At 71.3% G+C, this 20,405-nt stretch carries 18 protein-coding genes; 4 read left to right on the top strand and 14 right to left on the bottom strand.

What is annotated here, in order from left to right; translation table 11 throughout:
* Positions 1 to 451: 451 nt before the first annotated feature.
* Complete coding sequence (locus STRVI_RS40315) at positions 452 to 1,216, bottom strand: alpha/beta hydrolase (protein WP_014061321.1); 765 nt, start codon at positions 1,214 to 1,216, stop codon at positions 452 to 454.
* A 103-nt stretch (positions 1,217 to 1,319) separates the two neighbouring features.
* On the opposite strand from STRVI_RS40315, the gene STRVI_RS40310 reads away from it, so the two are divergent.
* Both STRVI_RS40310 and STRVI_RS40305 read left to right on the top strand, forming a co-directional pair.
* A complete protein-coding gene (locus STRVI_RS40310) occupies positions 1,320 to 2,486 on the top strand; it encodes an adenosine deaminase (RefSeq protein ID WP_014061320.1) in 1,167 nt (388 codons plus the stop codon).
* 124 nt (positions 2,487 to 2,610) lie between these two features.
* Positions 2,611 to 2,868: a hypothetical protein gene (locus STRVI_RS40305; protein WP_014061319.1), complete on the top strand. Its 258-nt coding sequence runs from the start codon at positions 2,611 to 2,613 to the stop codon at positions 2,866 to 2,868.
* 116 nt (positions 2,869 to 2,984) lie between these two features.
* Here STRVI_RS40305 and STRVI_RS40300 read toward each other — a convergent pair whose 3' ends face one another.
* The 5 genes from STRVI_RS40300 to afsQ1 all read right to left on the bottom strand — a co-directional run bounded on the left by STRVI_RS40300 (position 2,985) and on the right by afsQ1 (position 7,376).
* Entirely contained in the window at positions 2,985 to 3,188 is a 204-nt protein-coding gene (locus STRVI_RS40300) for a PspC domain-containing protein (protein ID WP_014061318.1), read from the bottom strand.
* 61 nt (positions 3,189 to 3,249) lie between these two features.
* Positions 3,250 to 3,825, bottom strand: a complete 576-nt coding sequence (locus tag STRVI_RS40295; RefSeq protein WP_014061317.1) for a VanZ family protein — start codon at positions 3,823 to 3,825, stop codon at positions 3,250 to 3,252.
* Positions 3,826 to 4,016: 191 nt separating this feature from the next.
* A complete protein-coding gene (locus STRVI_RS40290) occupies positions 4,017 to 4,631 on the bottom strand; it encodes a hypothetical protein (protein ID WP_014061316.1) in 615 nt (204 codons plus the stop codon).
* Complete coding sequence (locus STRVI_RS40285) at positions 4,628 to 6,214, bottom strand: sensor histidine kinase (RefSeq protein ID WP_078505891.1); 1,587 nt, start codon at positions 6,212 to 6,214, stop codon at positions 4,628 to 4,630. The genes STRVI_RS40290 and STRVI_RS40285 overlap by 4 nt, the downstream gene beginning before the upstream one ends.
* A gap of 487 nt (positions 6,215 to 6,701) precedes the next feature.
* Positions 6,702 to 7,376 (bottom strand): two-component system response regulator AfsQ1, encoded by a 675-nt coding sequence (gene afsQ1 / locus STRVI_RS40280; RefSeq protein ID WP_174887374.1) that lies wholly within the window; start codon positions 7,374 to 7,376, stop codon positions 6,702 to 6,704.
* Between the two features lie 197 nt (positions 7,377 to 7,573).
* Between afsQ1 and STRVI_RS40275 the strand changes: the two genes are divergently transcribed.
* The gene (locus tag STRVI_RS40275) at positions 7,574 to 8,356 is read left to right on the top strand and encodes a SigE family RNA polymerase sigma factor (protein ID WP_014061313.1); all 783 of its coding nucleotides are present in this window, start codon (positions 7,574 to 7,576) and stop codon (positions 8,354 to 8,356) included.
* Positions 8,357 to 8,521: 165 nt separating this feature from the next.
* Here the strand turns inward: STRVI_RS40275 and STRVI_RS40270 are convergent, their stop codons facing one another.
* The 7 genes from STRVI_RS40270 to deoC form a co-directional block, all read right to left on the bottom strand.
* Complete coding sequence (locus STRVI_RS40270) at positions 8,522 to 9,163, bottom strand: ATP-binding protein (RefSeq protein WP_014061312.1); 642 nt, start codon at positions 9,161 to 9,163, stop codon at positions 8,522 to 8,524.
* Positions 9,164 to 9,272: 109 nt separating this feature from the next.
* A complete protein-coding gene (locus tag STRVI_RS40265) occupies positions 9,273 to 10,625 on the bottom strand; it encodes an MFS transporter (RefSeq protein WP_014061311.1) in 1,353 nt (450 codons plus the stop codon).
* Between the two features lie 88 nt (positions 10,626 to 10,713).
* Complete coding sequence (locus STRVI_RS40260; RefSeq protein WP_014061310.1) at positions 10,714 to 11,634, bottom strand: amidohydrolase family protein; 921 nt, start codon at positions 11,632 to 11,634, stop codon at positions 10,714 to 10,716.
* A 124-nt stretch (positions 11,635 to 11,758) separates the two neighbouring features.
* Positions 11,759 to 12,784 (bottom strand): amidohydrolase family protein, encoded by a 1,026-nt coding sequence (locus STRVI_RS40255; RefSeq protein WP_014061309.1) that lies wholly within the window; start codon positions 12,782 to 12,784, stop codon positions 11,759 to 11,761.
* A gap of 160 nt (positions 12,785 to 12,944) precedes the next feature.
* Positions 12,945 to 13,814 (bottom strand): aldehyde dehydrogenase family protein, encoded by an 870-nt coding sequence (locus tag STRVI_RS40250; protein WP_014061308.1) that lies wholly within the window; start codon positions 13,812 to 13,814, stop codon positions 12,945 to 12,947.
* The gene (locus tag STRVI_RS40245) at positions 13,807 to 15,267 is read right to left on the bottom strand and encodes an aldehyde dehydrogenase family protein (protein WP_014061307.1); all 1,461 of its coding nucleotides are present in this window, start codon (positions 15,265 to 15,267) and stop codon (positions 13,807 to 13,809) included. Before STRVI_RS40245 ends, STRVI_RS40250 begins: the two co-directional genes overlap by 8 nt.
* Positions 15,268 to 15,273: 6 nt before the next feature.
* Positions 15,274 to 16,275, bottom strand: coding sequence for a deoxyribose-phosphate aldolase (deoC, locus tag STRVI_RS40240; protein ID WP_014061306.1), 1,002 nt, complete (start codon positions 16,273 to 16,275; stop codon positions 15,274 to 15,276).
* 125 nt (positions 16,276 to 16,400) lie between these two features.
* On the opposite strand from deoC, the gene STRVI_RS40235 reads away from it, so the two are divergent.
* Complete coding sequence (locus STRVI_RS40235; protein ID WP_043237323.1) at positions 16,401 to 17,060, top strand: PH domain-containing protein; 660 nt, start codon at positions 16,401 to 16,403, stop codon at positions 17,058 to 17,060.
* 925 nt (positions 17,061 to 17,985) lie between these two features.
* Here STRVI_RS40235 and STRVI_RS40230 read toward each other — a convergent pair.
* Entirely contained in the window at positions 17,986 to 19,704 is a 1,719-nt protein-coding gene (locus tag STRVI_RS40230) for a phospho-sugar mutase (RefSeq protein WP_014061304.1), read from the bottom strand.
* Positions 19,705 to 20,405: the final 701 nt, after the last annotated feature.

The following is a 20,405-nucleotide window of genomic DNA, read 5'->3' as shown; positions in this document are numbered from 1 at the left end:
TTGGAGGGGCACCCGGAGGGGCCCGCAGTCCGACGGGACCCCGGCCATCGAGCGCGGAAGCCGCCCCGGCACCCACACTTACCGGCCCGGCGCCCGGCGGCGAGGCCCGCGCCCCCCACTCACACTTACCGGCCCGGCGCCCGGCGGCGAGGCCCGCGCCCCCCACTCACACTTACCGGCCCGGCGCCCGGCGGCGAGGCCCGCGCCCCCCACTCACACTTACCGGCCCGGCGCCCGGCGGCGAGGCCCGCGCCCCCCACACCCTGTCCCGCTGCTCAAAGGCGCCGAAGGCGCGAGACGGCGCCGCGCCCGGCGACGAACACGGCCCCGACGAACACGGCCCGACGAACACCGCCCCCGACGCGCCCCGGCCCCCGACGCGCCCGGCCCCCGTCCGTGCGGCGCAGGAGCCGCACGGACGGGGGCGGGGCGCCCGCGCACAACCAAGCGCTCAGCGCCGCAGATTCGCCCCGAAGCCCGCAGCAAGCGGCATCCGCAGTCCCAGCGGCGGCGGAGCCGCCAGCGCGTCGGCGACCGGGCGGGAGAAGCCGGAGTGGAAGAGGGAGCCGAGGAGGAAGTCCACGGCCAGCGCCTGCACCTCGGAGCGGTGCTGATGCAGCCCGTGCCCGTCGGTGTGCACCTCGAAGCGGCACACATCGCGGTTGGCCTTCTTCGCCCGCTCCGCCAGCCGGTAGGACAGCTCGGGGTCGGACCGCTCGTCGTTCGTGCCGTGAGCGATCAGCACCTGCCGTCCCACCAACTGCTTCACCGGCTCGGGTTCGAGCACCTCGTCCGGCGCCGGAAGCCAGGGCGCCAGCGCCACCACCGAAGTGACGGCCGGGTGCCCGGCGGCGCGGAGGGCGGCTCGCCCGCCCATGCCGTGGCCCGCGAGGCAGACCGGCACATCGCCGTAGCGTCGTACCACCTCCTCCACGGCCCACGCGGCATCGGAGGCGGCGTCGGCGGCGGCCCCGTTCCAGCCCCGGCGCCGGTAGTGGACGACATGACCGGTCAGCCCCTCCTCCCGGCCCGCCCGGACCAGCCGCCGGGCCAGTGGCAGTGCGGCGGCCGCCGTGAGTCTGGAGGGGCGTCTCGTCCCGTTGGGTTCGCCCTCGGGGAGGAGCAGCACCACACCGTGTACGGTCCTTTGCGCGGCGGCCGCGCCCATCGGCCGCCCCAGCCGTGCGCCCCGCTCGGGCAACGCTTGCTGAGCCATGGCGACACGATCGCAGAAGGATTGGTGTACTCCACTACCCGTGCGGGTCACTGTTCCGTATCTATCCCTCACGTTCTACGCGCGTAGGGGCTATGGTGCCCAGATGACGAGCGAGCACAGCCATGAGCCCACCCCCGAACAGATCCGCCGCGCCCCCAAGGTGCTGCTCCACGACCACCTCGACGGCGGGCTGCGCCCCGGCACGATCGTCGACCTCGCGAGGGAGACGGGGTACGACGCGCTGCCGGAGAACGAGCCCGACAAGCTGGGCGTCTGGTTCCGCGAGGCGGCGGACTCCGGATCGCTGGAGCGCTATCTGGAGACGTTCTCCCACACCGTCGGTGTGATGCAGACCCGCGACGCGCTCGTCAGGGTTGCCGCCGAATGCGCCGAGGACCTCGCCGAGGACGGCGTCGTCTACGCCGAGATCCGCTACGCCCCCGAGCAGCACCTCGAGGGCGGGCTGACCCTGGAAGAGGTCGTCGAGGCGGTCAACGAGGGCTTCCGCGAAGGGGAGCGGCGGGCCTGGGAGAACGGCCACCGCATCCGGGTGGGCGCCCTGCTGACCGCGATGCGGCACGCGGCCCGCGCCCTGGAGATCGCCGAACTCGCCAACCGCTACCGCGACCTGGGCGTCGTCGGCTTCGACATCGCGGGCGCCGAGGCCGGTTTCCCGCCCACCCGGCACCTGGACGCCTTCGAGTATCTGAAGCGGGAGAACAACCACTTCACGATCCACGCGGGCGAGGCGTTCGGACTGCCGTCCATCTGGCAGGCGCTCCAGTGGTGCGGCGCCGACCGGCTGGGCCACGGCGTCCGCATCATCGACGACATCAAGGTCGCGGACGACGGCTCCCTCGCCCTCGGCCGCCTCGCCTCGTACGTCCGCGACAAGCGCATCCCGCTGGAGCTGTGCCCGACCTCCAACCTCCAGACGGGCGCGGCCAGTTCCTACGCCGAGCACCCCATCGGGCTGCTCCGCCGACTGCATTTCCGCGCGACCGTGAATACGGATAATCGTCTGATGAGCGGGACGAGCATGAGCGCGGAATTCCAGCATCTTGTATCAACGTTCCATTACACGCTCGACGACATGCAATGGTTCACGGTCAATGCCATGAAATCGGCCTTCATTCCTTTTGACGAACGTCTGGCGATGATCAGTGACGTGATCAAGCCCGGATACGCCGAGCTGAAGTCCGAATGGCTGTTCCGAAATGTGGCCTCCGCGTCGGCCGTGACCAGGGGTTCCGCGTCCGAGGGCGGCTGACCGAGCGCACTGGTCTCATGGCCTGGGCGGGGTTTCGGGGGCCGTTTTCGGCGTTTGCGGGCAGCCGAAATCCATGGCTACGTTTCCGTATCGGTCAAGCCCCCGTCTCAAGGACAGATTTCTGATGAAGCAGGGAACGCTCAAGACTCTCGGTGTCATTGCCCTCGGCGCCGTCGCCGTCATCACCGGAGGCGGCGCCGCGTCCGCGGCCGGCAGCGCGCCGGTCCCGGGCGGCTCCGCGGGCCGTGTCGCCGCCCCGGGGCAGCCCGCCGCCCAGCCCGCCGGAAAGCCCGCCGCCCCCCAGGCCAAGCCTGGCCAGGGCATGCTGGGGCAGCTCCCGCTGCAAGGTCTGCCGACCAGCAACCTCCTCAAGCTGGGCTGATCCTCGCCTGGGCACACGGCCGGGCCGCACATCCCGATGGGGTGTGCGGCCCGGCCGTTCCGTATGGGCTCTATGCGAGGCTCACGCCGCTACCCCGCGACGCCTGCGGAGCAGGGTCACCACGCCTCGCGGTAGGCGTCCTCCGCCGGAAGCAGGAACCACAGCGCGAGATAGAGCAGGAACTGCGGCCCCGGCAGCAGACACGAGACCACGAAGAGCACCCGCATCGTCGTCGGGGTGGTCCCGAAGCGCCGGGCGAGACCCGCGCAGACACCGGCGATCTTCTTCTCGTGGCGGGGGCGGACCAGCGGTGCGCTCATGATGGGGACTCCTCCTCGACGAGTGGGCTCGGGAAGAGCCAAGTTCCCGATGGACTCGACGTTATGTCCGCGTGCTGGAGGAGACGTCGCTCCACGGTGCGATCCCGACCCTGGGAATCGTCGGGGTCGGGGCCAGGGCGCTGTCGTCCCGGGGGAGGGGCGCGGCCCGGCCCCGGTCAGCCCGACGGCGGAGCCACGTCCGGACGGCGGGGACCACCAGTACGTGCGCGAGAGCGACCCCGACGGTGTTCAGCAGCGCCGCGTCCACGTTCATGATCTGCCCGGTCACCTCGCTGCGCAGCAGCGCCACCCCCATGGCCGCCATCGCCCCGCTGAAGGCCGTACGGGCCAGTGAGGCCAGCGGATACGCCTCCACCCTGCCCCCGGTCAGCGGCAGCAGCACCCCCAGCGGCGCGAGCAGCAGCAGCCCGCCGCCGATGGAACGGGCGGCCTCCCAGGGGCTGAGCGCCAGATCGGCGCGGATGGTGGCCAACGGTTCGAGGGTCGCGGCGGACACCCAGGGCACGTTCGTCGGTCGCAGGGTCAGCCAGCAGACGAACGCGAGATGTGCGACGAGGAGGACGAAGCCCGCGACGCGGTAGCGAAAGGCGGCCCTGCGGCCGAAAGGACCCTGCACGCACTTCAGGACGCCGCCCGCGGGGGTCGTGGTTCCGCCCGCGCCCCGCTGGTCAGCACCTTGTTACCGACAAGTCGCCGACCTGGGACGAGGCGGTACCGGCAGGTAACGAATCAGGAGACGAGGACCTCGGAGTCGACCGCGGTGACGGATCAGGAGGCCAGGATCCCGGAGTCGACCGCGGTGACGAATCAGGAGACCAGGACCCCGGAGTTGACCGCGATCATGGGATTGCGGCGCATCTCCTCGGTGCACTGGTACGCCTTGAGCGGATCCCGCTGGCTGTCCGGGCCGCCGAGCACCACCTTGCCGTCGTCCCCGGCCACCGTGGTGTCCGCGAGGGTGCAGACGATCTGTGCGAGCCCCAGGGACTGGATCTCCTCCGGCGGCCGGTTCAGCCGCAGCGCGCTGTCCGGGTCGTCCTTGGCCGGACCGGAGATCTCCACCCAGTCCTCGACCGCCGTGGTGAACCCGGCCGCCGCCTCGGCCGCAGTCGGCGGCAGCCGCAACTGCTCCAGCATCGCCTGGGCGACCCGCACCGGCTCCTGGGACGTCTTCTCGTCGCCCGGCCGGGTGGCCCGGCTCACCGACAGGACCCGCGAGGAACACAGCAGATAGATCCGTACGGAGGCCCGGCTCATCCCCTCGGCGGCCCGCTCCGACTCCGGCGCCCGGCAGGACGCCCGCGAGGGTGCGGCCCCGGCGTCCACCGGCACCGAGGTGCCGCGTATCCCGCAGCCGGACGCCAGCAGTGCGACCGCGCCGGCCAGCAGGAGAGCGGCCGACCGGCTCCACCGCGCGCTCATGGCCTGCCCTCCTCGTTCCGGCCCGTGCCCCTGGCCGAATTCCTGCCCTTGCCCTTGCCCCAGGTTCTGCCCTTGCCCCTGGCCCTGCCACCGTCGTCGCGCTCGCCCTCGGCGGCGCCCTCGCGGTCGAGATCGTCGAGATCGCCGAGCTCGTCCTCGGCCTCGTCGGAGGCGATTCGGGAGGCGTCCATCGGCAGCCGCAGCGCGAAGACGGCGCCGCCCTCCGGGGAGTTCGCGGCGCTGATGTCGCCGCCGTGGATATGCGCGTTCTCCATCGCGATCGACAGCCCGAGCCCGCTGCCCTCCGAGCGCGGGCGGGACGCGCTCGCCTTGTAGAAGCGGTCGAAGACATGCGGCAGCACATCCTCGGGGATGCCAGGACCGTGGTCCCGGACCTTGATCAGCAGCTCATCGCCGTCGGTGCGCACCGAGACGCGCACCGGCGAGCCGCCGTGCTTGAGCGCGTTCCCGATCAGATTCGCCAGGATCACATCCAGCCGCCGCGGATCCAGCGGGGCCACGATCCCGCGCGCCGCGTCCAGCTCCACCGCGTCCAGCCAGGCGCGGGCGTCGATGCACGCCGTCACCTGGTCGGCGACATCGACATCGTCGAGCACCAGCCGGGCCGTGCCCGCGTCGAAGCGGGTCACCTCCATCAGGTTCTCCACCAGGTCGTTCAGCCGCCGGGTCTCGCTCACCACGAGCTGCACCGCCGGAGCGATCATCGGGTCGAGCGAATCGGCCTCCTCCTCCAGCACCTCCGAGACCGCCGTGATCGCGGTGAGCGGGGTCCGCAGCTCATGCGACATGTCCGCGACGAAGCGGCGGCTGGATGCCTCCCGCGCGGACAGCTCCGCCACCCGCTTCTGCAGCCGCTCCGCGGCCCGGTTGAAGGTGTGGGAGAGATTGGCCAGCTCATCGGAGCCCGAGACCTGCAGCCGGGTGTCCAGATGCCCCTCGCCCAGCCGGTACGCCGCCTCCCCGAGCCGCTGCACCGGCCGCAGCACCGTGGCCGCGGCGGCCTGCGCCAGCAGCGCGGCGCCGATCAGCGCGAGCCCGGTGGCGATCCCCAGCGACCAGGCCAGCGAGTTCAGATCCTGGCGCTCGGTGTCCAGGGACTTGAGCATGTAGCCGGTCGGCCCGCCGCCGTTCACCTTGGCCCCGCCGACCAGATACGGGGTGCCGTCCAGCGTGATTCGCTGCCAGTAGAGGTGGTACGGGGAGGTGTTCCCCTTGGCCACCGGGCGCTTCTGGTCCACCGCGCTCCGCAGCGACGCGGGCACCGCGTCCAGCGTGAACAGCTTCTTGTCCGAGGCGGCCGGACAGCTTCCGGCGTCCCGGGTCCGGGTGATCAGCAGCACCTCGTACTTCTGGGTGTTGTCCGCCATACGACCCGCGGCATCCCGCAATTCGGAACAGGTCGGGAGGGAGGGCAGCGGGTCGGTGTCGTCCTTCAGCGATTTACGGAACTCGTCCAGTGCCGCGTCCTGGGTACGGGTCAGCACCGCGTCACGGTTCAGCCAGTACGCGATGGCCGACGCGGACACGGCGGCGGTCAGCGCCACCAGGCCGAAGACCAGCATCAGCCGCAGCCGGAGGCTGAACCACCGCAAGAGCCCCGCGGCCCAGCCCCGGGCTCGACCGGGCTCGTCGCTCACTGCGCTCAATTCCGTACGTCTCCGCCCCCGCGCGCACCACGAATCGTTGTCACTGCGTTGACTTGTCCGCTTCTCCGCCCGTGCGGCGAGTGTGCGGGGATCATGGTCGGCTGCGGGTCGGTGGCCGCACGTGCGTCGCTCGCTGTGCTGGTTTGTTCGCTTCTCCGCCCGTGCGGCGAGGGTGCGGGGATCATGGTCGGCTGCGGGTCGGTGGCCGCACGTGCGTCGCTCGCTGTGCTGGTTTGTTCGCTTCTCCGCCCGTGCGGCGAGGGTGCGGGGATCATGGTCGGCTGCGGGTCGGTGGCCGCACGTGCGTCGCTCGCTGTGCTGGTTTGTTCGCTTCTCCGCCCGTGCGGCGAGCGTGCGGGCATCATGGTCGGCTGCGGGTCGGTGGCCGCACGTGCGTCGCTCACTATGGCGCGTCCAGCCGGTATCCGACCCCGCGCACCGTACGGATCAGCGTCGGCGACGACGGGACGTCCTCCACCTTCGCGCGCAGCCGCTGTACGCATGCGTCGACCAGCCGCGAGTCGCCGAGGTAGTCGTGCTCCCAGACCAGCCGCAGTAGCTGCTGCCGGGACAGCGCCTGCCCCGGCCGGCGGCTGAGCTCCAGCAGAAGCCGCAGCTCGGTGGGGGTGAGCTGCAGGTCCTCGCCGTTCTTGGTGACCGTCATGGCCGCGCGGTCGATCAGCAGACTGCCGAAGGCCGCGGAATCATTGGCCTCCCGCTCGCCCCGCCGCAGCACCGCGCGGATCCGGGCGTCCAGCACCCGGCCCTGGACGGGTTTGACCACATAGTCGTCGGCTCCCGACTCCAGGCCGACGACGACGTCGATGTCATCGCTGCGCGCGGTCAGCAGGATGATCGGCAACTGGTCGGTACGGCGGATCCGGCGGCACACCTCGAAGCCGTCGATCCCGGGCAGCATCACATCCAGCACGATCAGATCCGGCCGCTGCTCGCGCAGCAGTTTCAGGCCGTCCTCGCCCGTCGCCGCGGTCGCCACACGGTGGCCCTGGCGGGACAGAGAGAGTTCGAGGGCCGTGCGGATGGCGTCGTCGTCCTCGATCAGCAACAGGAAAGGCACGTTGGTCATTCTGGCCTACAAGGGGCCCGTAGTTCGACCGTCAGGGGTTCATCGGTCCGATCCCCTGTGACGAGCCTGTGACAGTCGACAGACAGCCCCATGAAACTGACCCGGCAAAGTCTTCTGTGCACCGGGCGGAACGCCACCGGCCGGGGCAGCCAGCAGACCGATCAGGCTCCACCGACGGGGGGCGCGAAATGAGCACACTGCACTTCACGAACACCAGCGCAGTTCGCACGCGCCTCCACGACACCGGCCGGGGCAACGAGAAGTCCGGTGCCGTGAGCGGGCGGGGGTGCGCTCGCGGCGCCGGGCGTCAGCGGCCTCCTTACATGGTGGCCATTGACGCGATCACGGGGGAGAAGGAGGCCGGTCACGGCCTCGGGGGGGACAACGGGGGACCGGGGGCACACGGGGGGAGCTCGGACAGGGAGGCGGAGGGGGAGCGGCGCACCGCGTCGGAGGCGGAGTTCACCGCCTATGTCCAGGAGCGCCGCGCCTCCCTGTACGCAACCGCCTACCACCTGACCGGGGACCGCTTCGAGGCCGAGGACCTGCTGCAGAGCGCGCTGTTTTCGACCTACCGGGCCTGGGACCGGATCAGCGACAAGGGGGCGGTCGGCGGCTATCTGCGCCGCACGATGACCAATCTGCACATCAGCGCCTGGCGTCGGCGCAAGCTCAACGAGTACCCGACGGAGGAGCTGCCGGAGACGGTGGGCGACCATGACGCGATGCGCGGCACCGAGCTGCGCGCCGTGCTGTGGCAGGCCCTGGCCCGGCTGCCCGAGCTGCAGCGCACGATGCTGGTGCTGCGCTACTACGAGGGCCGGACGGATCCGGAAATCGCGGACATTCTGAACATCAGCGTCGGAACGGTCAAAAGCAGCATCTGGCGCTCGCTGCGCCGGCTGCGCGAGGACGAGGCCCTCAGCTTCGGCCGTGACGAGGAGGAGTCCTTCGGCGAACTGGTCGCCTGACGGCGGCCGGACGACCGAAGGCGGGGGGAAACCGGGGGAAATCGGGGGAACACGGGGGAAACGGGAGGGGAACAAGAAATCGGGGGAGCACGGGGGAAACAGGCGCGAGGCCGGACATCCGAGGGGGATTGTCCGGCCTCACGCCTTTTCCTGCGCCTTTGCTCGTTACACGGACGCCTTCTCGCCGGAGGCGGGGACCCGCCCTCCCGCCGTCGCGGCCGCTATCCGGCCCATCGCCGTGCCCTTGCCGCACGCGTACGCGCCCAGCGCCGTCTGCCGGGCCACGATCCCGCGCTCCGCGCGCATCAGCCGCCAGCCGCGCCGCAGCAGATAGTGCGGAGGCTTGCGGCCCTCCCGCAGATCGCGCAGCAGCCTCCGCCGGAAGGTGGTGGACGGACGGCCGCGCAGACAGAGCGCGTCCGCGAGCACCCCGAGATCGGCACACCGCCCGATGATGTCGGCGGCGAAGATCCCCTCGGCGATGAACAGCGGCGCCCGCCCGATGTCCAGCGCCTCCTCGCCGACGCGGGAGCTGGTGGCGATGTCGTACAGCGGCACCGTCGTCCGTGACGTACGGCACAGCGCCTCGATCGCCGCGACCGCCGCGTCCGCGTCCCAGGAGCGTGGCGAGTCCCAGTCGGCGCCCCCGCCGTCGGCGAGTTGGGGGAGCGTCGGGTCGCCGCCCTCCTTGTAGAAGTCGTCGAGGTTGAGCACGGGCAGCCCGGTGCGGGCCGCGAGTGAGGACTTTCCCGAGCCCGAGGGGCCGGTGAGCAGGACGACACGGGCGGAAGGCGGTTGGCTGGTCACGGAAGACCAGTGTGACGCATCCTTTCACCCACGTGACCCCCACGTGACCGACGACGTAACGTCCGACGTCGCCGCGTCACCACGTCACCGCCCAGGTACCTCCGCCCCGTCACACGACCGCGCGCGGCCGTTCCGCCGCCGCCGTACGGGCCGGGCGGGTCCGGGGGCCGAAGACCGCCAGGATGAGGGCGCCCAGGAGCCAGGTGCCGGCGATGAAGTAGAAGACGCTCTGATAGCCGGTGCGGTGGTAGAGGGCCGCGATGATCAGCGGTCCGGCGGCGTTGGAGAGACGGCCGAGCCCGTAGGAGACGCCCGTGCCCAGCGAGCGGCCGCGGGTGTCGAACAGCTCGGGGGAGTAGGCGTACCCCAGGGCCGTGTAGCCGCGCTCGAAGAGGTTCACCAGGAAGCCGAAGACCACGATCAGGACCGGGTTGAAGGTCAGCCCGTACAGCAGACCGCACAGCGCGATCACCGCGCCGAAGGCCACCAGGCACCATTTGCGCTCGAACCGGTCGGTGACCAGGGAGGCCAGGAACGAGCCGAGCGGAGCGCCCACGGTGGTGAGCGCCACATAGAAGACCGACTTCTCGACGCTGAAGCCCTCCTTGGCCAGCAGAGTGGGCGCCCAGCTCGAGTAGCCGAAGAAGCCGATGGTCTGGGTCACCCACAGGACCGTGAGCAGCAGGGTCGGCCCGAGGTAGCGCTTCCGCAGGAGGAGGCGGGGCGACGCCTTGGCGGGCCGGGTCTCGTCGATCGGCGGCGCGGGCTCGGGGAGCGGGCCCTTCTCGGCGGCGACCCGGGTCTCGATCCCGGTGAGGATCGCCTCCGCCGCGTCGTACTCGCCCCTGCTCTCATGCCAGCGGGGGGACTCCTCCAGGTGCCGGGTGAAGAGGACGAAGAGGATGCCGAGGGCGCCCCAGAGGTAGACCAGCCGCCATGACCAGTCGCTGAGCGGTACGACGACGCTGGCGATGAGGTTGGTGGCCGGGGTGCCGCAGATGCCGATGACGATCGCGTACGCCTGGAACTTGCCGCGTACGGCGGACGGATACATCTCGTTGACGTAGATGACCGCCACGACGGTCATCGCGGACAGCCCGGCCGAGGTCAGCACCCGGAACACGCTCAGCGAGGCGAGGTCCCAGGAGAAGACCGAGGCCAGGGAGAAGACCCCGAAGCACAGCGTGGTGTGGATCAGCGCCTTCTTGCGGCCCCAGCGGTCGGCGAGCGTGCTCGCGACCACGGAGCCGATGAACATGCCGACGAACGAGAGCGAGGTGACGTAGGCGATCTGATCGACCGTGATGCCCCAGAGGTCGATGAGCTGGGGAGCGGTGGTGGCGAAGGTGTTGATGTCCGCGAACTCGAAGAAGTAGGCGAAGGAGACGGCCAGCAAGGTGATCTTGTGAAACCGGGAGATGGGGAGTCTGTCCAGCCGGTTCACCGCATTGGAGTGCTGCATGGGCGGCCCTTGTCGAAGAGGCGGGGAGGAGGGCGGGGAGGAAGAGGCGGGAGGGGACGGGGGCGGGTATCGGCGGGCGGGACCGGGATCAGGCGCCTTCGCCGGGCCAGTAGAGCCTCATGGGGTTGTCGACCAGCAGCTTCCGCCGCTGCTCGGCGGTGACCGCCACCTGGGGCACGTAGTCGACCAGCAGTCCGTCGTCGGGCATCTGGCCGGTGAGGTTGGGATGCGGCCAGTCCGTGCCCCACAGCACCCGATCGGGGAACTCCTCGATCACGCGGCGGGCGAAGGGCACCACATCGGTGTACGGGTGCCGCTCCGCGTTCAGGGCCGGGGGCCCGGTGACGCTGAGGCGCTCGGGGCAGGTCACCTTCACCCACACCTCGTCGCGTTCGGCGAACCGCAGGAAGCGGGTGAAGTCCGGTCCCGTGGCGGGTTCGGTGACATCCGGGCGTCCCATGTGGTCCACGACGAGGGGGGTGGGCAGGGAACTGAAGAAACGTTCCAGCTCGGGTAGGTCGGCGCTTTCGAAGTAGAGGACGACATGCCAGCCGAGCGGGGCGATCCGCTGCGCGATGGCGGCCAGATCGTGCTGGGGCGCGGCGTCGGCCAGACGACGCAGAAAGGTGAAGCGCACCCCGCGCACCCCCGCCGCGTCCAGCCGGTGCAGCCCCGCGTCGGTGACATCCGGGCGTACGGTCGCGATGCCGCGCGCCCGGCCGCCGGACGCCTGGACGGCATCGACCATGGCGCTGTTGTCCGCGCCGTGACAGGTCGCCTGGACGATCACATTGCGGCCGACCCCGAGGTGGTCGCGGAGGGCGAAGAGGTCGTCCTTGCCGCCGTCGCAGGGCGTGTACTTGCGCTCGGGGGCGAAGGGGAACGCGGCTTGCGGGCCGAAGACATGGCAATGGGTGTCGACGGTGCCCGGCGGCAGGGCGAAGGCGGGCCGGGACGGGTCGGGGTGCCAGTCCAGCCAGCCGGGGGTCTTGGGGGAGAGCGTGCTCATGAGGGCTCCTCCGGGCGAGTGAGCGGCCCTGCGGTCGTCTTCGTGGGCCGTGCGGTCGTCATCGCGGACCGGAGGTCGTCATCAGGGGACCTGTGATCGCGATCGGCGGACCAGGCGGTAGCCATCAGCGATCCTGCTTTGTCAGCAGGGCGTCCAGGCGAGGGTAGACGGTACGGGCGTTATGTTCGTAGATGCCGCTCAGATCGGCGACGGAGAGCCCGGCGGCCTCGGTGTAGCGGCGGGTGTCGTCGAAGTGCCGGCCCGTCCGGGGGTCGAGATCGCGGACGGCGCCGATCATCTCCGAGGCGAAGAGGATGTTCCGGGCCGGGATGACGTCGAGGAGGAGATCGATGCCGGGCTGGTGGTAGACGCAGGTGTCGAAGAAGACATTGCCCAGGACGTGCTCCTCCAGGGGCGGCTTGCCGAGGGCCATCGCCAGACCGCGGAACCGGCCCCAGTGATACGGAACGGCGCCGCCGCCATGCGGGATGATCAGGCGCAGGGTGGGGAAGTCGGCGAACAGATCGCCCTGCACGAGCTGCATGAACACCGTCGTATCGGCGTTGAGGTAGTGCGCCCCGGTGGTGTGGAAGGCGGGGTTGACGCTGGTGCTCACATGCACCATCGCCGGGAGGTCGTACTCCACCAGCTTTTCGTAGACCGGGTACCAGGAGCGGTCGGTCAGCGGCGGGGCCGTCCAGTGGCCGCCCGAGGGATCGGGGTTGAGATTGACCGCCACGGCCCCGTACTCCTCCACGCAGCGGACGAGTTCGGGCACGCAGGTGGCCGGGTCGACGCCCGGCGACTGCGGAAGCATCGCGGCGGGGGCGAAGCGCTCCGGGTAGAGCGCGCTGACGCGGAAGCAGAGCTCGTTGCAGAGGGCCGCCCACTCGGTGGAGGTGTGGAGATCGCCGATGTGGTGGGCCATGAAGGATGCCCGGGGCGAGAAGACCGTCAGGTCGATGCCGCGTTCGTCCATCAGCCGGAGCTGGTTGGGCTCGATGCTGTGGCGCAGCTCGTCGTCACCGACGTGGAGATCGGCGCGGGAGGGGGTGAGGGCGGGGTCGGTGAGTCCGTTGATCTGCTGGGTGCGCCATGCCTCCAGCACCGGTGGCGCGGTGGTGTAGTGGCCATGGCAGTCGATGATCATTCGCTGTTCCTTCTCGGCGTGCGGTTCCTCGCAACCTAACTGTCGATGAAATTGTTGACAATATGTGCGACGAAAAAAGGCCCCCGTGATGTCCGGGATACGGACGCCGCGGGGGCGGGATGGCGGAGGCGCGGTGGCGCGGTGCTGCGGAGGCGCCGGGCTAGGCGCCCATCGGATGCCAGACGGTCTTGGTCTCCAGGAAGGCCAGGAGACGGCCGGTGCCGGGATCGGCCGCCCAATCCACAGGCTGTGGACGAAGGACTCGCTTGAGGTTCTCCGCGCTGGCCTTCTCCAGTTCGACCGCGAGCTCCGCGTCCGCTCCGGCGAGGTCGATCGCGTTGACGTCCTGGTGCGCGGCGAGCGGGGCGGCGATCTCGGCGGTACGGCCGGAGAGGATGTTGACCACGCCGCCCGGGAGGTCGGAGGTGGCCAGCACCTCGGCCAGGGAGAGGGCGGGCAGCGGGGACTTCTCGTTCGCCACCACCACGGCCGTGTTGCCGGTCACGATCGCGGGGGCGATCACGGAGACCAGGCCGAGGAAGGACGAGTCCTGGGGCGCGAGGAGTGTGACCACGCCGGTCGGCTCGGGGAAGGAGAGGTTGAAGTACGGCCCGGCGACGGGGTTGGCGGACCCGGCGATCTGGGCCGTCTTGTCCGACCAGCCCGCGTACCAGACCCAGCGGTCGATCGCGGCGTCGACCTGGGCGGTGGCCTTGGCCTTGCTCAGCCCCTCGCCGTCGGCGACCTCCGCGACGAACTGGTCGCGGCGGCCCTCCAGCATCTCGGCGATGCGGTAGAGGATCTGGCCCCGGTTGTACGCGGTGGCCCCGGACCAGCCGCCGAACGCCTTGCGCGCGGCGACGACCGCGTCCCGGGCGTCCTTGCGGGAGGCCAGGGGGGCGTTGGCCAGCCACTGGCCCTTTGCTGTGGTCACCTCGTACACCCGCCCGCTCTCGGACCGGGGGAACTTGCCCCCGACGAACAGCTTGTAGGTCTTGAGCACGGAGAGTCGGTCGTTGCGGTCAGACATCGAGGTATGCCTCCAGGCCATGCCGACCGCCCTCGCGGCCGTATCCCGACTCCTTGTAGCCGCCGAACGGAGAGGCCGGGTCGAACTTGTTGAACGTGTTGGACCACACGACGCCCGCCCGGAGCTTGTTCGCCATCCACAGGATGCGCGAACCCTTCTCCGTCCAGATGCCCGCCGACAGTCCGTACGGCGTGTTGTTCGCCTTGGCCACGGCCTCTTCGGGGGTGCGGAAGGTCAGCACCGACAGCACCGGGCCGAAGATCTCCTCGCGGGCGATCCGGTGGGCCTGGGTGACGCCGGTGAAGAGGGTGGGCGCGAACCAGTAGCCGGAGCTGGGCAGTTCGCACTGCGGGGCCCAGCGCTCGGCGCCCTCGGCCTCGCCCGCGTCGGCCAGCGCGCGGATCCGGGCGAGCTGCTCGGCGGAGTTGATGGCGCCGATGTCGGTGTTCTTGTCCAGCGGGTCGCCCACCCGCAGGGTGCCCATCCGGCGCTTGAGCGCGTCGAGCAGCTCGTCCTGGACGGACTCCTGGACCAGCAGGCGGGAGCCTGCGCAGCAGACATGGCCCTGGTTGAAGAAGATGCCGCCGATGATGCCCTCGACCGCCTGGTCGATGGGGGCGTCGTCGAAGACGATGTTGGCGGCCTTGCCGCCGAGTTCGAGGGTGACCTTCTTCTTCGTACCGGCCACCGTACGGGCGATGGCCTTGCCGACCTCGGTGGAGCCGGTGAAGGCCACCTTGTCGATCCCGGGGTGGGCGACCAGCTCGGCGCCGGTCGAGCCGTCGCCGGTGATGATGTTCACCACGCCCTTGGGGAGCCCGGCCTGGCGGCAGATGTCCGCGAAGAACAGGGCGCTCAGGGGCGTCGTCTCGGCGGGCTTGAGGACGACCGTATTGCCGGTGGCGAGCGCCGGGGCGATCTTCCAGGCCAGCATCAGCAGCGGGAAGTTCCAGGGGATGATCTGGCCGGCGACGCCCAGGGGCTTCGGGTCCTGCCCGCTCGTGCCGTTTAGCGGGCTACGCCCGCGGGCCGCGTACGCGAGCTTGTCGGCCCAGCCCGCGTAGTAGAAGAAGTGGGCCGCGACCAGGGGCAGATCGGCGTCGCGCGACTCGCGGATCGGCTTGCCGTTGTCCAGTGACTCCAGGACGGCCAGTTCGCGGGAGCGCTCCTGGATGATGCGCGCGATGCGGAAGAGGTACTTGGCGCGCTCGGAGCCGGGGAGCGCGGACCAGGCCGTGAACGCCTTACGGGCGGCCTTGACGGCGCGGTCCACGTCCTCGGAGCTGGCCTGGGCGACCTCGGAGAGGACCTCCTCGGAGGAGGGGGAGAGGGTCTTGAAGACCTTGCCGTCGCCCGCCTCGCCGAACTCCCCGTCGATGAACAGGCCGTAGGACGGGGCGATGTCGACGACCGCGCGGGACTCCGGCGCCGGTGCGTACTCGAAAACGGGCATGGCGTATCAGTCCACCGTCACGTAGTCGGGACCGGAGTACCGGCCGGTGCTCAGCTTCTGGCGCTGCATCAGCAGGTCGTTGAGGAGGCTGGAGGCGCCGAAGCGGAACCAATCCGGGGAGAGCCACTCGCCGCCCAGCGTCTCGTTGACCATCACCAGGTACTTGATCGCGTCCTTGGAGGTGCGGATGCCGCCCGCGGGCTTCACGCCCACCTGTACGCCGACCGCGGCGCGGAAGTCGCGGACCGCCTCCAGCAGGACGAGGGTGACGGGCGGGGTCGCGTTGACAGCCACCTTGCCGGTGGAGGTCTTGATGAAGTCCGCGCCCGCGAGCATCGCCAGCCAGGAGGCGCGGCGGACGTTGTCGTACGTCTGCAGCTCACCGGTCTCGAAGATGACCTTGAGGTGGGCGGCGGTGCCGTCCTCGCGGACGCAGGCGTCCTTCACCTGCCGGATCTCCTCGAAGACGTCGAGGTAGCGGCCGGAGAGGAAGGCGCCGCGGTCGATCACCATGTCGATCTCGTCCGCCCCGGCGGCCACCGCGTCCCGGGTGTCGGCCAGCTTGACCGGCAGGGCGGCCCGGCCGGAGGGGAAGGCGGTGGCGACGGCCGCCACGTGAATGCCGCTGCCGCCGCCCTTCAGGGCCTCCTTGGCGGTGGCCACCATGTCGCCGTAGACGCAGATCGCCGCGACCTGCGGGGCGGTGCGGTCGGTGGGATCGGGGTGGATCCCCTTGACGCACAGGGACCGGACCTTGCCCGGGGTGTCGGCACCCTCCAGGGTCGTCAGGTCGATCATCGAGATCGCCAGGTCGATGGCGTACGCCTTCGCCGTGGTCTTGATCGAGCGGGTGCCGAGGGTCGCGGCACGGGCCTGCAGGCCGACCGCGTCGACGCCCGGCAGGCCGTGCAGGAAGCGGCGCAGGGCGCGGTCGTCGGCGGTCACGTCCGCCATCGACGCGAGTCGCTCCGCGGCCTCTTTGCCGTATGCGGGAACTGTGGTGGGCATGGTCACCAGACGAGCATATCTACGCGCGTAGTCGGATGTCACCCCCGCCCCCGGATTCCATGGGGGCCGGGGCGAGCGATCCCTGGGCGTCCCCCGTCCCGGGAGTGTGGTGCACAATCGGGCGCATGACGAGCCCGGACCACGACTCCGCCCCCGCCGCATCCTCCTCGGTGCCCGAGACCTTCTCGGACCGGGTCTACCGCTCCCCGAGCGGCATCGGAGGCGGGGTGCTGCTGCTCGCGCTCAGCGGCTGGCTGGGCATCGACGCGATGATCCGGGGCGAGGGACGGACGCCGTGGCTGGCGCTGGCCGGGCTGCTGTTCGCGGTGCCGGTGGTGATCGCCTTCACGGTGCGCCCGGCGGTGTACTCGGGGCAGGACCGGCTGCTCGTCCGCAACCCGTTCCGTACGGTGACGCTGCCCTGGGCCTCGGTCGAGGGGCTGCGCGCCGGATACACCTGCGAGGTGCTGGCGGGCGGGGCGACGTACCAGCTCTGGGCGATCCCGGTCTCGCTGCGGCAGCGCAAGCGGGCCGCGAGGCAGCAGGCGAGGGCGGCCTCCGAGGACCCCTTCAGCCGTACGTCGGCCCATGTGTCGGCGAACAAGGCCGGGGAGGACCGCCGGGCCCCCTCCGACGCGGCGATCGGCGACCTGCGCGAAATGGCGGAGCTGAACGCCCAACGCGATGGCGCCCAGGGGGCGCCCGAGGTCCGGTGGGCCTTCGAGGTCATCGCGCCGACGCTGGCGGGTGCGGTGCTGCTGGTCGTCATGCTGGCGATCGGCTGAGCGCCTGGCGGCGCGGCTTCCGGGGCGCTTGATTGCGGCTGCCTGGGCGCTTGCCTCCCCGGGCACTTGGCTGCCTGGGCGCTTGGCTCCCCGAGCCCCGGGCCCTGGCTCTCCGGGCTCTCCGGCTGCCCGGGCTTTCGGCTGCGGCTGCCCCGCTCCCGGCTCCTGGGTTCTGGCGCTCCGGCCGCCCGGCTCGGGCTCCCGGCCCCAGCCGCCCGACTCTCGGCCGCTTGGCTTCCGGCTTCGGCCGCGCGGATCCCGGCCCGCCCGACCCTCGGACCCCGCCGCCTGGCTCTCGGGTCCTGGCCGTCCGCCTGCCGCCCGGCCCTCGGCGGTCTGGCCTCCGGATCCCGGTCGTCCGGTTCTCGGCTCCCGGATCCTGGCCGCCCAGCCCCTGGGTCCGGCCGCCCGATTCTCGGCGCGGCTCCCGGCTCCCGGCTCTTGGCCGCTTGGCTTCCGGCTTCGGCCGCGCGGATCCCGGCCGCTCGGTTCTCGATCGCCGCGCCCGGCTCCTCGGTCCTGGCCCGCCGGTCGCCCGGCCTCCGGATCCCGGCCGCCGGTTCTCGGCGCTGCCCGGCTCCCGGGCCCTGATCGTCCGGCTCCTGGCTTCCCGGCCTCGGCCGCTTGGCCTCCGGATCCCGGGCGGCCGGTTCTCGGCCGAGCCGCCCGGCTCCCGGGCTCTGGCCGCTCAGCCCCGGCTCCGGCCGCCCGATTCTTGGCTCGGCTGCTCGGCTGCCCGGTGCCCGGCTATCCCGCCCCCTCGGGGCGGATCGTGGCGGTGTGTGTTCGGGGTGGCACCGTTGGCGCGCGGTGTGTGAATGGGGGCAATGGGCCTCTACTGGGGCGACCTCACCCTTCAGTCCTGCGTCGGACCCGACACCGGGTTCAGCTACCTCAGCCGCATCTGAGGCGGCGCCGCCGCCGATCAGATTCCCGCTGCCGCCGAAAGATCCTTCTTGAGCGCGGCCAGCACGCTGTCCGCCGTGGCGCGGGCCGGAACCAGGGCGACCGCCCCTTGCACGTTCACGACCACCTCCAGGTAGCACTTCAGCTTCGGCTCGGTGCCGCTGGGCCGGACGACCACGCGGGCGGATCGGACGGTCTCCCTGCCGGCGAGCTGGTAGCGCAGCCCGTCCGTCGGGGGCAGCGTCTCCGTACCCCGTGACAGATCCTCCGCCGAGGTCACGGCGAGCCCCGCGAGCTCGGTGGGCGGCTGTTCGCGCAGTCGCTTCATCGCGGTGCCGATCAGGGAGAGGTCCGTGACGCGGACGGACAACTGGTCGGTGGCGTGCAGGCCGTGGGCGACCGCGATGTCGTCCAGCAGGTCGGTGACGGTACGGCCCTGCTCCTTCAGCTCGGACGTCAGCTCGGCGAACATCAGCGCGGCCGTGATGCCGTCCTTGTCGCGTACGCCCGCCGGGTCCACGCAATAGCCCAGCGCCTCCTCGTACGCGTAGCGCAGCCCGTCCACCCGGGCCAGCCACTTGAAACCCGTCAGCGTCTCGGCGTACGGGAGCCCGGCGTCCTCCGCGATCCGGGACAGCAGCGACGAGGAGACGATCGTGGTCGCGAAGGAGCCGCGGGCGCGCTTGTGGACGAGGTGGGTGGCGAGCAGGGCGCCGACCTCGTCCCCGCGCAGCATCCGCCAGCCGGCGGCGTCCGTGGGGGCCGTCGGGTTCGTGATCGTGGGCACGGCGACGGCGCAGCGGTCGGCGTCCGGGTCGTTGGCGATGATGATGTCCGGCGCGACCTTGCGGGCCGTCGCGAAGGCCAGGTCCATCGCCCCCGGCTCCTCCGGGTTGGGGAACGCGACCGTGGGGAACGCCGGGTCGGGCTCGGCCTGCTCGGGGACGACCGCGGGCGCCGGGAAACCGGCCCGCGCGAAGGCCGCGATGAGCGTCTCGCTGCCGACGCCGTGCAGCGGGGTGTAGACGACGCGCGCGTTGCGGGGCGAACCCGGAGTGAGGACGGCGTCCGTACGGGCGAGATACGCGTCGAGAACGTCGTCGTTCAGCGTCTCCCAGCCGCTGTCGGGACGGGGCACGTCGTCCAGGCTGCGGATGGCGGCGATCTCGGCAGCGATCTCGGCGTCGGCGGGCGGCACGATCTGGGAGCCGTCGCCGAGGTAGACCTTGTAGCCGTTGTCGCGGGGCGGGTTGTGGCTCGCGGTGACCTCGATACCGGCGACGGCGCCGAGGTGACGGATGGCGAAGGCGAGGACGGGCGTGGGGAGGGGCCGCGGAAGCACGGCCGCGCGGAAGCCTGCGCCGGTCATGACGGCGGCGGTGTCGCGCGCGAACTCGGCGCTTTTGTAGCGCGCGTCGTATCCGATGACGACGAGCCCTTGCGCATGCTGCTGCTTGCGCAGGTAGGCGGCGAGCCCGGCGGCGGCGCGGATGACGACGGCGCGGTTCATCCGCATCGGGCCGGCGCCGAGCTCACCCCGGAGACCGGCGGTACCGAACTGCAGCATGCCGGAGAACCGATCGGCGATCTCGTCGAACGCGTCCTCCGCGTCCCTCGCGTCCTTCGCGCCGTCCGTGTTGGCCTGGAGCAACTTGCTGAGCTCGTCGCGAGTCTCGGGATCGGGGTCCTCGGCGAGCCATGCGCGGGCCTGTGCGATGAGATCGGGCTCCGTGGCCATGGGGGCCTCCTGGGGGGTGGTCGTTTGGTGGGTGCGGGTGCGGGTGCGGGTGCGGGTGCGGGTGCGGGGTGCGCGGTGCGGTTGCTCGGGTGTGTGGTGGGTGTGCGTTCCGCTGGGTGCGGGTGTGTGGGTGGTGCGCCTGCTGTTCGTGGTGGGTGCCGGGTGCGGGGCCTCCGGTGCGGCGCCCTGGACCGTATATTTACGGCGCCATTGGCCGGGGGCGTTGAGTTGGTCGGAGATTGGCGCCACAAATACACGTAAGCGTCCAGGACACCCCCCCTGCGACCCCGCCCCCTCCCGTCTCGTCGGCGACCGCACCCCGGCGGCACGGGCCCCGGCCTGTTTCCGGATCGCCCGGATGTCCAGTGCGGTCCGTCTCCCTCTCGCTCGTCGGTGTCCGTGCCGTGGTGGGTCGGAGGTGCTGGGTGGGCGCGACCCCGCCTCCTCCCGTCTCGTCGGCGTCCATGCCTCGGTGGCACGGGACCTGGCCCGGTTCGGGATCGCCCGGGTGTCGGGTGCGGCCCGTCTCTCTTTCGCTCGTCGGTGTCCGTGCCGTGGTGGGTCGGGTGCCCGGAGGCGCTGGGCCCCGCCTCCTCGCGTCTCGTCGGCGTCCGTGCGCTGGCGGCAGGGGCTCCGGCCTGTTTCCTGATCGCACGGGTGCGGCTCCTTTCCCTCCCACTCGTCGGTGTCCGCGTGGCCGG

The sequence above is a fragment of the Streptomyces violaceusniger Tu 4113 genome (assembly GCF_000147815.2).
Classification (GTDB): Bacteria; Actinomycetota; Actinomycetes; order Streptomycetales; family Streptomycetaceae; genus Streptomyces; species Streptomyces violaceusniger_A.
Note: the sequence above shows the minus strand (reverse complement) of the source record. Positions and strands in the feature narration are given on the sequence as shown.